This window comes from Streptomyces sp. NPDC026522 (assembly GCF_055567555.1).
The window spans coordinates 264,672-279,596 of record NZ_JBVHQF010000001.1; the positions used below are offsets into that span (position 1 = coordinate 264,672).

Consider the following 14,925-nt stretch of genomic DNA (forward strand, 5'->3'; position numbering starts at 1 on the left):
GTCGACTGTCCGTACGAGCAGGTGTGACCTGCGGTAAGTGGAGGCGTCGATGAAGGCCGCGGTGCGCAAGTGGCAGGAGGTGCGGGAGTTCGCTCTGGGGCTGCCCGAGGCGGCCGAGGAGTTTCCCTGGGGGCCCGAGGACTGCGTGGTCAAGGTCAACAAGAAGATCTTCGTCTTTCTGGGCAACGCCGACGGCCCGCAGCCGCCCGGCCTCTCCGTGAAGCTCGAGGACGAGGCGCTGCACGGCCACGCGATGACCTTTCCCGGCGCCGCACCCACCGGGTACGGCCTCGGCCGGGCCGGCTGGGTCTCGCTGTCGCTGGACGGGAAGGGGGCGCCGGCCGCCGAAGTGCTGTGCGAGTGGGTCGAGGAGAGCTACCGCACCGTCGCGCTCAAACGCCACATCAGGGAACTCGACGCGCGGACCGAGGCAGATGGCTAAGCGCCCGCTCTTGTGCTGAGTGGAACACGTTCCTAGCATCTCTGGTGTTACATCAGTTGTGTCACACACTTCCCACGGGAACCGCTGGGGGTTCGATGGCAGTGTCCGGTACCGGCCCGCTCGCCGGAGTACGTGTCGTCGAACTGGCCGGGATCGGTCCGGGCCCGTTCGCCGCGATGCTCCTCGCCGACCTCGGCGCGGACGTGGTCCGCGTGGACCGACCCGGCGGCGGCGGACTAGCCGTCAACCCGGCGTACGACGTCACCAACCGCAACAAGCGCTCGGTGCTGATCGACCTGAAGGCCCCCGAAGGCCCCGGCCGGGTCCTGGACCTCGTCGAGCGGGCCGACGTGCTGATCGAGGGGTTCCGCCCCGGGGTGGCCGAGCGGCTCGGCGTCGGCCCGGCCGACTGCCACGCCCGCAACCCGAAGCTCGTCTACGGCCGGATGACGGGCTGGGGCCAGGAAGGGCCGCTCTCCCACACCGCGGGGCACGACATCGCGTACATCGCCGTCACCGGGGCCCTCGGCATGATCGGCGACCCGGACGAGCCGCCCGCGGTCCCCGCCAACCTGGTCGGCGACTATGCGGGCGGATCGCTCTACCTCGTGATCGGCGTCCTCGCCGCCCTCCGGCACGCCGGCACCCCCGGCGGCACGGGCCAGGTCGTGGACGCCGCGATCGTCGACGGGACGGCCCACCTCACCGCCATGATCCACGGCATGATGGCGGCCGGCGGCTGGCAGGACCGGCGCGGCGCCAACCTGCTCGACGGCGGCTGCCCCTTCTACGGCACCTACGAGACCTCCGACGGCCGGTACATGGCGGTCGGGGCCCTGGAGCAGCAGTTCTACGACACCTTCGTGGAACTGCTCGGCATCAAGGAGCAGGCTCCCGCCCGCAAGGACCTCGCCCGCTGGGGCGAGCTGCGCGAGAGCGTCGCCGCCCGCTTCAAGTCCCGGACCCGGGCGGAGTGGACAGCCGTCTTCGAGGGCTCCGACGCCTGTGTGGCGCCCGTGCTCTCCCTGGGCGAGGCGCCGCACCACCCCCACCTCGCGGCCCGGGGCACCTTCACCGACTTCGGCGGGATCACCCAGCCCGCCCCCGCGCCCCGCTTCTCCGCCACCCCGGCCGGCGTCCGGAGCGGCCCCGCGCAACCGGGGGCGCACACCGAGTCCGTGGCCCTGGACTGGGACGTACCGGGCCTGCCGGGGAAGGGCGCCTGATGGAACTCTCCATGATGCTCGACTACTCGGGCGATCCGCGCCGGGCCGCGGACGAGGCGGCCGCGCTGGAGACGGCCGGGCTCGACGCGGTGTGGGTCGCCGAAGCCTGGGGCTTCGACTCCCCGACGATCATGGGCTATCTGGCGGCCCGCACCGAGCGCATGCGGATCGGCTCCGCCATCTTGAACGTCTACTCGCGCACCCCCGCCCTCATCGCCCAGACGGCGGCCGGGCTCGACGCGATGTCGGGCGGCCGGGCGATGCTCGGCCTCGGCGCCTCCGGCCCGCAGGTGATCGAGGGCTGGCACGGCAGGCCGTACGACAAGCCCGTCGGCCGCACCCGCGAGACGGTCGAGCTGTGCCGGCGGATCTGGCGCCGCGAGACGATCGACCACCACGGCATCACCGACATGCCCCTGCCGCCCGCCAAGGGCGGCCGGCACGGCAAGCCGCTGAAGCTGCTGACCCGCCCCGTGCGTCCGGCCGTCCCGGTCTACGTGGCCTCCCTCGGCCCGGCGAACGTGGCGATGACCGCGGAGATCGCCGACGGCTGGCTGCCCACCCTGTTCCTCCCCGAAAAGGCGGATTCCGTGTGGGGCGGCGCCCTCGCCGCGGGCGCCGCCCGCCGGGACCCCGGCCTCGGCCCGCTCCAGGTCGTCGCGGGCGGCCTGCTCGCGATCGGCGCGGACGCGGCGGCCGTCCGGGAGCTCGCCCGCCCGCAGATCGCCCTGTACGTCGGCGGCATGGGCGCGGTCGGCAAGAACTTCTACAACGACCTCGCCGTCGCCTACGGCTACGCGGACGAGGCCCGCAAGATCCAGGAGCTCTACCTCTCCGGACGCAAACGCGACGCGGCCGCGGCGGTCCCGGACGAGTTCTGCGAGCTCATGACGCTGTGCGGACCAGAGGGATACGTCCGCGAGCGCGTCGAGGCGTTCCGCGCGGCGGGCGTCACCATGCTCAACGTCACCCCCGTCGGCCCCGAGCCGGCCCGCCTGATCGAAACCGTCAAGAGCTGGCTTTAGGGAGCCCCGATGCAACGCCGCATCTTCGACGCCGACCACGAGGCGTTCCGCGAGACCGTACGCACCTTCCTCGCCAAGGAGGTGCTGCCGCACTACGAGCAGTGGGAGAAGGACGGCATCGTCAGCCGCGCGGCCTGGCGGGCCGCCGGCCGGCAGGGCCTGCTGGGGCTCGCCGTCCCCGAGGAGTACGGAGGCGGCGGGAACCGCGACTTCCGCTACGCCGCCGTGATCGCCGAGGAGTTCACCCGGGCGGGTGCGCCCGGACTCGCGATCGGCCTGCACAACGACATCATCGGCCCGTACCTGACCTCGCTGGCCACCGAGGAGCAAAAGCGCCGCTGGCTGCCCGGGTTCTGCTCGGGCGAGACGATCACGGCGATCGCGATGACCGAGCCCGGCGCCGGCTCGGACCTCCAGGGCATCCGCACGAGCGCCGCGGACCGGGGCGACCACTGGCTGCTCAACGGCTCCAAGACCTTCATCTCCAACGGCATCCTGGCCGACCTGGTCATCGTGGTGGCGAAGACGACCCCGGAGGGCGGGGCGCACGGCCTGTCGCTGCTGGTCGTCGAGCGCGGCGCGGCGGGCTTCGAACGCGGCCGCAACCTCGACAAGATCGGCCAGAAGGCGCAGGACACCGCCGAGTTGTTCTTCCACGACGTACGGGTCCCCAAGGAGAACCTGCTCGGCGAGCAGAACGGCGCCTTCCTCCACCTGATGACCAACCTCGCCCAGGAGCGGATGGGCATCGCGATGGCGGGCATCGCCGCCGCCGAACACCTGCTGGAGATCACGACCGCGTACGTCAAGGAGCGCGAGGCCTTCGGCCGGCCGCTCTCCAAGCTCCAGCACATCCGGTTCGAGATAGCGGAGATGGCCACCGAGTGCGCCGTCACCCGGGCGTTCCTGGACCGGTGCATCGTGGACCACTCCAACGGCGAACTGGACCACGTCCACGCCTCGATGGCCAAGTGGTGGGCCACCGAACTCCAGAAGCGGGTCGCCGACCGCTGCCTGCAACTGCACGGCGGCTACGGGTACATGAGCGAGTATCCGGTCGCGCGGGCCTTCACCGACGGACGCATCCAGACCATCTACGGCGGCACGACCGAGATCATGAAAGAGATCATCGGCCGTTCCCTGCTCGGCTAACCTCCCCTCGAAAGGCTTGACCAGTGAGCACCGAAGCGTACGTATACGACGCGATCCGCACGCCGCGCGGCCGCGGCAAGGCCAACGGCGCCCTGCACGGCACCAAGCCGATCGACCTGGTCGTCGGCCTCATCCACGCCCTGCGCGAGCGCAACCCCGGTCTCGACCCGGCCACCATCGACGACATCGTGCTCGGCGTCGTCGGCCCGGTCGGCGACCAGGGCTCCGACATCGCCCGCATCGCGGCGATCGCCGCCGGTCTCCCCGACACGGTGGCCGGGGTCCAGGAGAACCGCTTCTGTGCCTCCGGCCTGGAGGCCGTCAACCTGGCCGCCGCCAAGGTCCGCTCCGGCTGGGAGGACCTGGTCCTCGCGGGCGGCGTGGAGTCCATGTCGCGGGTGCCGATGGCCTCCGACGGCGGCGCCTGGTTCGCCGACCCGATGACCAACTGGGACACCGGATTCGTCCCGCAGGGCATCGGCGCCGACCTGATCGCCACGATCGAGGGCTTCTCGCGGCGTGACGTGGACGAGTACGCGGCCCTGTCCCAGGAGCGCGCCGCGACGGCCGTCAAGGACGGCCGCTTCGCGAAGTCCGTCGTCCCCGTCACCGACCGCAACGGCCTGGTGGTCCTGGACCACGACGAGTTCATCCGCCCCGGCACCACCGCCGACACCCTCGCCAAGCTCAAGCCGTCGTTCGCGGACATCGGCGACCTCGGCGGCTTCGACGCGGTGGCGCTGCAGAAGTACCACTGGGTCGAGAAGATCGACCACGTCCACCACGCGGGCAACTCCTCCGGCATCGTGGACGGCGCCTCGCTCGTCGCCATCGGCTCCCGCGAGGCGGGGGAGCGGGGCGGCCTGACCCCGCGCGCCCGGATCGTCTCGGCCGCCGTCTCCGGCTCCGAGCCCACCATCATGCTCACCGGCCCCGCCCCGGCCACCCGCAAGGCCCTCGCCAAGGCCGGCCTGACCATCGACGACATCGACCTGGTCGAGATCAACGAGGCGTTCGCGGGCGTCGTGCTCCGCTTCGTCAAGGACATGGGGCTCTCCCTGGACAAGGTCAACGTCAACGGCGGCGCCATCGCGCTGGGCCACCCCCTCGGCGCCACCGGGGCGATGATCCTGGGCACCGTCATCGACGAACTGGAGCGCCAGGACAAGCGCTACGGCCTCGTCACCCTCTGCGTCGGCGGCGGCATGGGCGTCGCGACCGTCGTCGAGCGTCTCTGAATCGTCCTGTGACCACCGAACCCTCCGACACGGAAGTAGCGAACATGAGCGAGTCCACCACGATCCGCTGGGAACAGGACGAGACCGGCGTCGTCACCCTCGTCCTGGACGACCCCGGCCAGTCCGCCAACACGATGAACCAGGCCTTCAAGGACTCCATCGCGGCGATCGCCGACCGCGCCGAGGCGGAGCGGGACTCCATCCGGGGCATCATCTACACCTCCGCCAAGAAGACCTTCTTCGCCGGCGGCGACCTCAAGGACATGATCCGGCTGCGCCCCGAGGACGCGCAGCTGGCCTTCGACACCGGAACCGCGATCAAGCGCTCGCTGCGCCGCATCGAGACCCTCGGCAAGCCCGTCGTCGCCGCCATCAACGGCGCTGCCCTCGGCGGCGGTTACGAGATCTGCCTCGCCTCCCACCACCGGATCGCCCTCGACGCCCCCGGCTCCAAGATCGGCCTGCCGGAGGTCACGCTCGGCCTGCTGCCGGCCGGCGGCGGCGTGACCCGCACCGTACGCCTGATGGGCATCGCGGACGCGCTGCTGAAGGTGCTGCTCCAGGGCACCCAGTACAGCCCCCAGCGCGCCGTGGACAACGGCCTGGTCCACGAACTGGCCGGGACGCCCGAGGAGATGCTGGCCAAGGCCCGCGCCTTCATCGACGCCAACCCGGAGTCGAAGCAGCCGTGGGACGTCCCCGGCTACAAGATCCCGGGCGGTACGCCGGCCAGCCCGCGCTTCGCCGCGAACCTCCCGGCCTTCCCGGCCAACCTCAAGAAGCAGTTGAACGGGGCCCCTTACCCGGCGCCGCGCAACATCCTGGCCTGCGCCGTCGAGGGCTCGCAGGTGGACTTCGAGACCGCGCTGACCATCGAGGCCCGGTACTTCACCGAGCTGGTCACCGGCCAGACCGCCAAGAACATGATCCAGGCGTTCTTCTTCGACCTCCAGGCCGTCAACGCCGGGCGCAGCCGCCCGCAGGGCATCGCGCCCCGCCAGGTGCGCAAGGTCGCGGTCCTCGGCGCCGGGATGATGGGCGCGGGCATCGCGTACTCCTGCGCCCGCGCGGGCATCGACGTCGTGCTCAAGGACGTCACGCCCGAGGCCGCGGCGAAGGGCAAGGCGTACTCCGAGAAGCTGCTCGACAAGGCCCTTTCGCGCGGCCGCACCACCGAGGCCGAGCGCGCCGAGCTGCTCGCCCGGATCACGCCCACCGCCGAGGCCGCCGACCTGGCGGGCTGTGACGCGGTCATCGAGGCCGTCTTCGAGGACACCGCCCTCAAGCACAAGGTGTTCCAGGAGATCCAGGACGTGGTCGCCCCCGACGCCCTGCTCTGTTCCAACACCTCCACGCTCCCCATCACGGGGCTGGCGCAGGGCGTTTCGCGCCCGGTCGACTTCATCGGACTGCACTTCTTCTCGCCGGTCGACAAGATGCCGCTGGTGGAGATCATCAAGGGCGAGCGCACCGGGGACGAGGCCATCGCCCGCGCCTTCGACCTGGTCCGCCAGATCAACAAGACCCCGATCGTGGTCAACGACTCGCGCGGCTTCTTCACTTCGCGGGTCATCGGCCAGTTCATCAACGAGGGCGTGGCCATGGTCGGCGAGGGCATCGAGCCCGCCTCGGTCGAACAGGCCGCGGCGCAGGCGGGTTACCCGGCGAAGGTGCTGTCCCTGATGGACGAGCTGACGCTGACCCTGCCGCGCAAGATCCGCAACGAGACCCGCAAGGCCTTCGAGGCCGAGGGCCGCACGTGGACCGAGCACCCGGCGGACGCGGTGATCGACCGGATGGTGGACGACTTCGGCCGCCCGGGCCGCAGCGGCGGCGCCGGGTTCTACGAGTACGACGAGGCGGGCAAGCGCGTCCGCATCTGGCCGGGCCTGCGCGAGCACTTCGCCAAGCCGGACGCCGAGATCCCCTTCGAGGACATGAAGGAGCGGATGCTCTTCGCCGAGGCGCTGGACACCGTCCGCTGCCTCGACGAGGGCGTGCTGACCTCGATCGCCGACGCCAACATCGGCTCGATCCTGGGCATCGGCTTCCCGGCCTGGACCGGCGGCGTGATCCAGTACGTCAACGGCTACGAGGGCGGTCTGCCGGGCTTCGTGGCCCGCGCCCGCGAACTGGCCGCCCAGTACGGCGAGCGGTTCACCCCGCCCGCCTCCCTGGTGGCGAAGGCGGAGCGCGGCGAGACGTACGCCGACTGACCGGCGGGTACGGCTCCGGGGTAGGCCGACCCCGGAGCCGTGCGCCCGGCCTACGCCGGGTACAGCGCGGCGAACAGGCCCCGGTGGGCGGTGCCGTCCGGGGTGGTCCAGCCCGCCGTGATCCGGCCGATCGCCCCGGCGGGGGCGCCGGCCGCAGGGTGCGGCCGCAGGACCCGCGCCACGGTGAGCTTCGGGCCGTCGCCGAGGGCGATCTCCGTGTCCCGTGCGGTGTGGGCGACCTGCGGCCGCAGCGGGGGGAGCAGCGGGACCGGCAGGCTCCGTCCGTCGAACTCCGCGGTGACGGACGGGTCCGGCGTGTCCGAGCGGCTTTGCGCCTGGGCCACGGCCCGGCCCTGGAGCAGCGACAGCAACTGCCCGACGAGCACTGGGTCGCGGGTGCCGTCGTACACCCAGCGCCGGCCGAGCACACCGTGCTCCGAGGTACCGATGAGAGCCGCCTCGCCGCCTTCCAGCGGCGCCCCGCGGTAGCTGACCGGAACGTGGTAGGCGACCGGTCCCTCGGCCGACTCCTCGGTGAGCACCATGAATTCGAGGCCGACCTCGCCCTCCGGGTCGTCGAGCCGGAAGCCGCCCGCGCGGGCCGGCTCGGGGGCACGCCGGGTGGACACGTACCACGGTTGGGCCGCGAGCCAGGGTGCGAGCAGCTCCAGTTTGCCCGGGGTCATCGATGTCTTGTGAATGATCGCCATGCCCGCGAACCTACCCTTCCGGGACGAAGGCAGTGCGCAGCTCCTCCTTCAACGACCGCTGAAAGGCCGTCACCAGCGCCTGCACCACCATCGGTTGCATGTGCGCGGACAGCGCCTTCATCGACTCCACCCGCTCCGGATCGCTCTCGCCCTCAGTGAACGGCCCCCACACCTCGTCCCGGAAGAGCGCCATCAGCTGGTGCGCGGCCGTCCGCGCGTGGTCCAGCAGGACCGAGCGGGCCGCCAGGATCGTCTCGTAGGAGATCGGCACGTCCAGCAGCGCCACCCCCAGCCGCAGCAGCCCCATGTCCACCCGGAACCCCCCGCCGGCCGGCGTCAGTACGTTCATCGCCGTCAGCCGCCGGATGTCGGTCTCCGTCAGCGCCCGCCCGGCCCGCTTCTCCAGTTCCTCCCGTGAGGACTCCAGCGCCGAGTCCGGGGCCCAGGCCGCCACCAGCGCCCGGTGGATGGCCAGGTCGTGCGCGCTCAGGTCGTCGGGCAGCGCGTCCAGGTAGCGCTCGATGGCCGACAGGGTCATGCCCTGGTGCTGCAACTCCTCGATCAGGGCGAGGCGGGAGAGGTGCTCGGGGCCGTAGTGGCCCACCCGACGCGGTCCGATCACGGGAGGGGGCAAAAGCCCGCGCGTGCTGTAGAACCGTACGGTGCGGACGGTGACACCCGCCCGGGCGGCCAGTTCGTCGACGGTGAGCGTCGGCTCGGGTGCCTGGTCGGCCATCGTCTGCGCCTCGCTCTCTGCTCCACAGCTTGGGTTCAACAGTATTGCTGTCGCACCAACGATGTGAAACGGCCAGGAGCTGCCCATGACCACGACCCTGCGACTGCCCGGACCGCCCGAGGGACTCACCCTCCCCGATCTGCTCGCCCGCAACGCGGGCCGGTACGCGGACCTGCCCGCCCTGTCCTGGCGCTCGGGCACCGGCTGGCGGACCCTCAGCTGGGGCGAGGTCCGCCACGAGGTCGCCGCCCTGGCCTGCGGCTACGCGGCCCTCGGCGTCGAGCGCGGCGAGCACGTGCTGCTGATGATGGGCAACCGCCCCGAGCACTGGCTCAGCGACCTCGCCCTCGTCCACCTCGGCGCCGTCCCCGTCACCGTGTACGGAACCTCCGCGCCCGAGCAGGTCGCCCACATAGCCCGCCACAGCAGGGCCCGGCTCGCCGTCCTGGAAGGCGCCCGCGAACTCCCCCGGTGGGAGCCGCTGCTGGACGATCCGGCGGTGGCCCTGGAGCGCCTCGTCGTAGCCGAGGAGGCCGACGCGGGCCCGCACCGCACGTACGCCTCCCTGCGCGCGGCCGGGGTCCCGGCGCAGCGCGCCGAGGCCTTCGAGCAGGGCTGGCGCCGGACGCGGCCCGAGGACCCGCTGACCGTCGTGTACACCTCCGGCACCACCGGCGACCCCAAGGGGGTCCGGCTGACCCACCGCAACATCATGCTCCAGGCGGTCCGCCTCGACCGGCGCACCGACCTGCCCGAGCACGCCGAGCACATCTGCTACCTGCCCTTCGCGCACATCGCGGAGCGGATCCTGGGGATCTACCTGCCGCTGCTGCGGGCCGCGCACGTCCGCCTCGTCGCCGACCCCGCCGCTGTCGCGGGCGCCGTCCGCGAGCTGCGCCCCGTGCAGTTCTTCGGCGTGCCCCGGGTCTGGGAGAAGCTGGCGGCGGCCGTAGGCGCCGTCCTCGCCGGGCTCCCCGAGGAGCAGCGGGCCGCCATCGGGGCGGCCAACGGCGTGGCCCGCGCCGTGGCCGGGCACCGGGAGCGCGGCGAGCCGGTCCCGGCGGCGCTGGAGGCCTCGTACGCCCGGGCCAAGGAGGCGGTGCTGGACCCGCTGCTGGGCCTGGCCGGAATGGACCGGCTGGTCTGGACGGCCAGCGCCACCGCGCCGATGCCGATCGACGTGGTGCGGTTCTGGGCCGGGTGGGGCATCACGATCATGGACGCCTGGGGGCTGACCGAGACGTCCGGGGTGTGCACGGTCAACAGCCCGGACGGCTTCCGGCTGGGTTCGGTGGGCCGTCCGATCGACGGCGTCGAGCTCAAGATCGCCGGGGACGGCGAGATACTCGCCCGCGGCGCGACCGTCTTCGGCGGCTACCTGCGGCCCGACGGCTCGGTGGAGCGGGCGAGCGACGCGGACGGCTGGTTCCCCACCGGGGACGTGGGGCGGCTCGACGACGACGGGTTCCTCTGGCTGACCGACCGCAAGAAGGAACTGATCGTCACCTCGAACGGCAAGAACGTCTCGCCCGCCCTGGTGGAGAACACGGTCAAGGAACACCCGCTGATCGGCCAGGCCCTCGTACACGGCGACGGGCACTCCTACCTCGTCGCCCTGCTCGTCCTGGACCCGGAGCTGGCCCCGGCCTGGGCGGCGGCCCGCGGCATCGCGGCGGCCTCGCCCGCCGCCCTCGCCGAGCACCCGGCGGTCCTGGAGGAGATCGCCCGCGCGGTGGCGGCGGCCAACGCCCGGCTCAACCGCACCGAACAGATCAAGCGGTACCGCCTGCTGAGCGAGGAATGGAGCCCGGAGTCGGGCGAACTCACCCCGTCCCTCAAACTCCGCCGCCGGATCGTCCACGAGAAATACGCGCCCCTGATCGAGGACCTCTACGCGCAGTAACGCCCCGACGGGACCCACCGCCGGGCGGCGGAACTCGGTGCCGGACGGCGGCGGCCCGACCGGGGCTCAAGTGTTGTTCAGCAAATCGGGTGCTGCCACTGCAAGTCCACGGAGCCGTCGATCCAGTACGTGTGCGAGTACTCGGTCACCCGCACACGGACCTCGGTGATGCCGGGCCGCCCGCTGCCCTCCCATCCGAGGAGTGCCCGCTCGACGTCGTCCCACAAGGAGACGGGGCCGCCCTGGCGTACGAGCCACTCGCCGCGGTCCTGCACGAGTTCGGCGAACGACTCCCGGTCCGGGTCGAAGAGGTAGACCAGGACGCCGCCGTCGCCGGCCCGGGCTCGCAGGACTTGGGCCGACGGCGCTGCGAGCTGGGTCAGGAGAGCCGGCATCGGCTCGTCCAGGCCAGTCGGCGGTACGAGGGCGCGCCGCTCGCTGGCGGAGTACGCCACGCGGGAGGACAGGTCTCCGGCGACCGGAGTGACGGCCTGGGAGCGCGCCTGCATGAAATTGGCGTGGGAGACGAACCGCCCCTCGGCCGCTCCGTCCTCGCGCACGGTGACCTTGGCTAGACCGGTTCCCGTGACAAGTGACCCGAGGGTGGCGAGGATGATGCCGCCGGGGCGGGTCTGCCGGACCCACGCGTAGGGGATACGGCGAACTCCGCAGGTGGCGATCACCCTGTCGTACGGGGCGCGGCGGGGCAGGCCGAGCAGTCCGTCTCCCGTGACGGTCCAGGTGGAGAACCCCGCGGCCTCCAGGGCCGCATCCGCCCGGGCGGCGACCCCGGTGTCGACCTCGATCGTGGTGACGTTGTCCTCACCCAGCCGGTGGCACATCAGAGCAGTGGAGTACCCGGTCCCGGTGCCGATCTCCAGCACTCGGTGCCCGTCCTCGACCGCCAGTTCCTCGATCATCTCCAGTACCAGCCGAGGAGCGGTTGAGGATGAGGTCGGGATGCCGGGGACCGTGCCGGGGGCTTGGTCGGCGGTGAGCTGATTGTCGAGCTGCGTGACGAGGGACTCGTCGGAGTACGCGGTCCTGGCCCACTCAGCCGGTTCCGTTTCGGCGGCGGACACCGGCCGCCAGAAACCGGGGGCGTCGGGCAGGAATACACCGGGGTTCAGAAACAGCTCGCGGGGGACAGCTTCGACGGCCTTCCGCCATGCGGGGGTGCGGATGGCGCCGGCGGCTTCGAGCCGGTCGGCGAGAGCCTCCCGCTCGGGACTGGTGTCGATCAACGGGTTCCTCCTTGGGTGAGCAGATCGGCGAAGGCGGCGGCCATGGGGAGCCCCGTGTGCTCCTCCAGCCAGCCCCACTGACCGTTGGGGTTCAGTTCCAGGAACCAGTACGTCCCGGCATGGTCCACTGCGAGGTCGAAGCTGCCGGACGCAAGACCAAAGGCGCCGAGGAAGGCGAGCAGAGCCGCTTCCAGCACGGTGGGCAGGGTGATGACCGTGTACGTCAGGGCAGAGTAGTCTCGCCGCCAGTCCAGGAGATCGGACTCGATGCGTACGGCGAAGACCTGGTGCCCCACGACCAGGACACGGACGTCACACACCTTTTCGACGCGTACCTGGAAGAGGTGCGGGACGACTCGTACCCGGTCGTCGATCTCGTTTGCCGAGACCTGTTCTGCCCACGAGACCAGGGGGACGCCGTCCCGTTGGTAGGACGTCGCCCGCAACGTCTTGTGGATCACTGAGGGGTGCGCCGCGACGAACTCGTGGGCATCGGCGACATCGTTGGTGATGAGGGTGGTCGGCACGGCGAGGCCAAGGCCGTCCGCCTGCGTCAACTGGTGCGGCTTGTAGTCGGCTTCGACGTTCCGCAGCGGGTGATTCACCCACAGCGGGCCATCAAGGGCGTGTAGGACACCGCCGAGCCCGAACCGCGTTTGCGCCGAGGCGAACCGGGCGTCGTCTGGACCCAAGTGCGTGAAGGCCGGCCAAGTCGGCCGGCGCCAGTACACCGCTCGCACGTCACCCAAGTCGGCGGTTCTCGACGGGGTGAGCATCCGCCCGGCCGGATGGGCCGGGCGGATGCCGTACCGAGCCGAAACCGTCAGGCCGTCGCCGATGTCGGCAGGGTTGAACCTGACCACCGGCACACTTCGTCGGTTGAGTTCCGTGATGACCATGTCCGCGGTGATGTCGTCCGCCTCGGTGGCCACCAGAACCGGCCTCTCCTCGGTCTTGGACATCAGTCCTGCTGGCTGTCCTGGTCGCTGCCCTGGTCGCCGGTGCCCTGCCCACCGTCGGGGCTGGTCGAGGTCGTGGTTCCCGTGCCGGTGCTGGTGCCGTGCTGACCCATCTCGACCACGCGGCCGTGCCGGTCGCGGCGGATGCCGAGCTGCGTGTCGGGGTCGACCGTGACCGAGGCGTGCGGGAGCTGCACGGTGGCGGGGTAGGGGGCGAGGCGGCTGCTTCCCCACGGGGCGACGGGTGTGGGAGACGTGCTGGACATGGAACTCCGATCGATAGAAGATTCCGGTACCGTCCGGGACCGGAAGCCAGCGGGTGCCGACGACGACGGCGGTGAAGAAGCCGAGCACGATCACGACGTACAGGAGCTGGCGGCTGAGCTCGCTCACCCGAGGGCCTCGATGTTCGAGGCCGCCGTCGACAGCTCGCGTCCCGACGGCATGCGGATGTACGCGGTCGGCTTGTACTGCGGGTCGCCGCGGATTTGGCCGGCTTCTTCGTGGACCACGGCCATCAGCTCTCCCTCCGTGCCGGAGGCGATGTCCCGGACCCGACGCCGCAACAGCGGGTGTGACAGGTGCTCGAAGGGTTCAGGCATCGGAGCCGTCCGAAGCGGACGCGAAGAACCGGCCCCCGCCGACGAGCGCGCGATCGAGGAGGTCGGTACTCGGCTGCGACACCCCGGCAGTGTCTATCCGGGTGCCGTCGAGGGTGTCGAGGCACAGCACGCCTCGGGAGACGGGGCTCGTCATGGGGTCAGTCCCTACCGTCGTCAGCGGGTGGCAGGACCAGCGTGACGGGGAGGGCGGGGAGGAACGCTCACACTTTTGTGAGTCCTACATGCCGAGCCAGCGGGCCAGCCCGCCCAGGCCGTCGGGGGCGCGCCGCGACATGTGCACGAGGCCACGGACCGTGCTTCGAGTTCCCGGCATGTGCCTGGTCTGCTCCGGTGCCACCTGCCGGGCCTTCACCAGGTAGTTCAGGGACACGTCAGCGTTCCCGGCCTCCATCTCCACCAGGGCGCGATCCACCAGATACCGGGCACGCCGAGAGGTCAGCGTCGATGCAGGCAACTTCAACGCCCGAGCGTGTACCAAAGCGTCGTCATAGGCGCGCATCGTGATCGCCGCCCCCAGCTCGTGCAGCCCCACATTGACCCGGCCGAAGGAGAGCCAATGCACCTCTCCCGCCTCACCACCGACCCTGTCCGCCAGTTCACGGGCCGCGGCGATGTGCGTCTCCACCGCAGTACGGTCCGCCGCTTTGGCGGCAACGGTGGCCGCACCCAAGTGGAGCTGGCCCGACACCGCGAGCGCCTCACGGGTGGTCTCTCCGACGAGCAGGCTCTGGCCGGACGAGATCAGCGGGAGTCCCGTCGCGCACCGCCAGAGGATCGCCCGCTTGTACCGCTGTACCGCGTCGAGGCACGGGTCCGACGCCCGTTGCGCCGCCCACCCCATCCGGTCCAGAGCCACCCGTGACAGATCCGGGTAGCCGAGTTTCAGCGCGACGTCGTGCGCGGTCCGGTATGCAGAGGCCAGAGCCTGCCAGAGCGGGGTGGAGGGGGCGGTCCACACAGTGTGCGTCAGCTCCACGATCAGCGCGGGCAGGACTTCGGCCGCTGCTCGCAGACGGGCGGCGCGCACCTGACGGCATACCGAGTCCGCCTTGGTGATCAGCTCCTGCGGCGGGCGGACATCGGACAGATCCCGGTTCGGTCCGAGGTCGAAGCGATCGAGAGCTTCCCGGATCGGGGCGATCAGCGTGAGCAGCCGGTCAAGGGGCAGCGAGGCCGTGGCAGTGGGGCTCGCCAATCGGGACGCGTCCACCCTGAGCACCTGCGCCACAGCCGCCACCAGGCCGGCGCTCGCGGAGCGGGCGCCGCATTCGACCTGGTTCAAGAGGCTGAGGCTGTACGGAATCCGGTCGGCCAGTTCGCGCTGTGTCAGGCGCGCGAGTCGCCGCTGTTCCCGGATTCGGGAACCGGTGTGGTCATCGTCGGGGAGAGGCATGCCGGGCTCCGTCCAGGACTCGTCATCGAGGACCGTATCGCCGTCGTCCCCGACTCCG

Annotated in this window: 15 protein-coding genes; 7 read left to right on the top strand and 8 right to left on the bottom strand. The window is 71.3% G+C overall.

Features of this window, described 5'->3' with window-relative positions; genetic code table 11:
* Nucleotides 1-49: 49 nt before the first annotated feature.
* The 6 genes from ACZ4M3_RS01140 (at nucleotide 50) to ACZ4M3_RS01165 (ending at nucleotide 7,299) form a co-directional block, all read left to right on the top strand.
* Nucleotides 50-442, top strand: a complete 393-nt coding sequence (locus ACZ4M3_RS01140; RefSeq protein ID WP_467728999.1) for an MmcQ/YjbR family DNA-binding protein — start codon at nucleotides 50-52, stop codon at nucleotides 440-442.
* A 95-nt stretch (nucleotides 443-537) separates the two neighbouring features.
* Nucleotides 538-1,668: a CaiB/BaiF CoA transferase family protein gene (locus ACZ4M3_RS01145; RefSeq protein WP_467729001.1), complete on the top strand. Its 1,131-nt coding sequence runs from the start codon at nucleotides 538-540 to the stop codon at nucleotides 1,666-1,668.
* Entirely contained in the window at nucleotides 1,668-2,693 is a 1,026-nt protein-coding gene (locus ACZ4M3_RS01150) for an LLM class F420-dependent oxidoreductase (RefSeq protein WP_467729003.1), read from the top strand. Before ACZ4M3_RS01145 ends, ACZ4M3_RS01150 begins: the two co-directional genes overlap by 1 nt.
* 9 nt (nucleotides 2,694-2,702) lie before the next feature.
* Entirely contained in the window at nucleotides 2,703-3,845 is a 1,143-nt protein-coding gene (locus ACZ4M3_RS01155; protein ID WP_467729005.1) for an acyl-CoA dehydrogenase family protein, read from the top strand.
* A gap of 23 nt (nucleotides 3,846-3,868) precedes the next feature.
* On the top strand, nucleotides 3,869-5,083 hold the full coding sequence (locus ACZ4M3_RS01160) for an acetyl-CoA C-acetyltransferase (protein ID WP_453352120.1): 1,215 nt from the start codon (nucleotides 3,869-3,871) through the stop codon (nucleotides 5,081-5,083).
* 44 nt (nucleotides 5,084-5,127) lie between these two features.
* Nucleotides 5,128-7,299 (top strand): 3-hydroxyacyl-CoA dehydrogenase NAD-binding domain-containing protein, encoded by a 2,172-nt coding sequence (locus ACZ4M3_RS01165; RefSeq protein WP_467729007.1) that lies wholly within the window; start codon nucleotides 5,128-5,130, stop codon nucleotides 7,297-7,299.
* Nucleotides 7,300-7,349: 50 nt separating this feature from the next.
* On the opposite strand, the gene ACZ4M3_RS01170 is transcribed toward ACZ4M3_RS01165, so the two are convergent.
* Both ACZ4M3_RS01170 and ACZ4M3_RS01175 read right to left on the bottom strand, forming a co-directional pair.
* Nucleotides 7,350-8,009: a maltokinase N-terminal cap-like domain-containing protein gene (locus ACZ4M3_RS01170; protein ID WP_467729008.1), complete on the bottom strand. Its 660-nt coding sequence runs from the start codon at nucleotides 8,007-8,009 to the stop codon at nucleotides 7,350-7,352.
* A 10-nt stretch (nucleotides 8,010-8,019) separates the two neighbouring features.
* Nucleotides 8,020-8,745 carry a MerR family transcriptional regulator gene (locus ACZ4M3_RS01175; protein WP_467729009.1) on the bottom strand — a complete coding sequence of 242 codons (726 nt, stop codon included), beginning with the start codon at nucleotides 8,743-8,745 and terminating at the stop codon, nucleotides 8,020-8,022.
* A gap of 85 nt (nucleotides 8,746-8,830) precedes the next feature.
* Between ACZ4M3_RS01175 and ACZ4M3_RS01180 the strand changes: the two genes are divergently transcribed.
* Nucleotides 8,831-10,648 carry an AMP-dependent synthetase/ligase gene (locus ACZ4M3_RS01180; RefSeq protein ID WP_467729011.1) on the top strand — a complete coding sequence of 606 codons (1,818 nt, stop codon included), beginning with the start codon at nucleotides 8,831-8,833 and terminating at the stop codon, nucleotides 10,646-10,648.
* A 77-nt stretch (nucleotides 10,649-10,725) separates the two neighbouring features.
* Here ACZ4M3_RS01180 and tgmC read toward each other — a convergent pair whose 3' ends face one another.
* From tgmC to ACZ4M3_RS01210, 6 genes are all read right to left on the bottom strand, one after another.
* A complete protein-coding gene (tgmC, locus tag ACZ4M3_RS01185; protein WP_467729013.1) occupies nucleotides 10,726-11,892 on the bottom strand; it encodes an ATP-grasp peptide maturase system methyltransferase in 1,167 nt (388 codons plus the stop codon).
* A complete protein-coding gene (gene tgmB, locus ACZ4M3_RS01190) occupies nucleotides 11,889-12,854 on the bottom strand; it encodes an ATP-grasp ribosomal peptide maturase (protein ID WP_467729014.1) in 966 nt (321 codons plus the stop codon). The genes tgmC and tgmB overlap by 4 nt, the downstream gene beginning before the upstream one ends.
* Entirely contained in the window at nucleotides 12,854-13,117 is a 264-nt protein-coding gene (gene tgmA / locus ACZ4M3_RS01195; RefSeq protein ID WP_467729016.1) for a putative ATP-grasp-modified RiPP, read from the bottom strand. Before tgmA ends, tgmB begins: the two co-directional genes overlap by 1 nt.
* Before the next feature lie 123 nt (nucleotides 13,118-13,240).
* Nucleotides 13,241-13,453: a hypothetical protein gene (locus ACZ4M3_RS01200; protein ID WP_467729017.1), complete on the bottom strand. Its 213-nt coding sequence runs from the start codon at nucleotides 13,451-13,453 to the stop codon at nucleotides 13,241-13,243.
* Nucleotides 13,446-13,607, bottom strand: coding sequence for a hypothetical protein (locus ACZ4M3_RS01205; protein WP_467729018.1), 162 nt, complete (start codon nucleotides 13,605-13,607; stop codon nucleotides 13,446-13,448). Before ACZ4M3_RS01205 ends, ACZ4M3_RS01200 begins: the two co-directional genes overlap by 8 nt.
* 84 nt (nucleotides 13,608-13,691) lie before the next feature.
* Nucleotides 13,692-14,867, bottom strand: coding sequence for a helix-turn-helix domain-containing protein (locus ACZ4M3_RS01210; RefSeq protein WP_467729019.1), 1,176 nt, complete (start codon nucleotides 14,865-14,867; stop codon nucleotides 13,692-13,694).
* Nucleotides 14,868-14,925 lie beyond the last annotated feature (58 nt).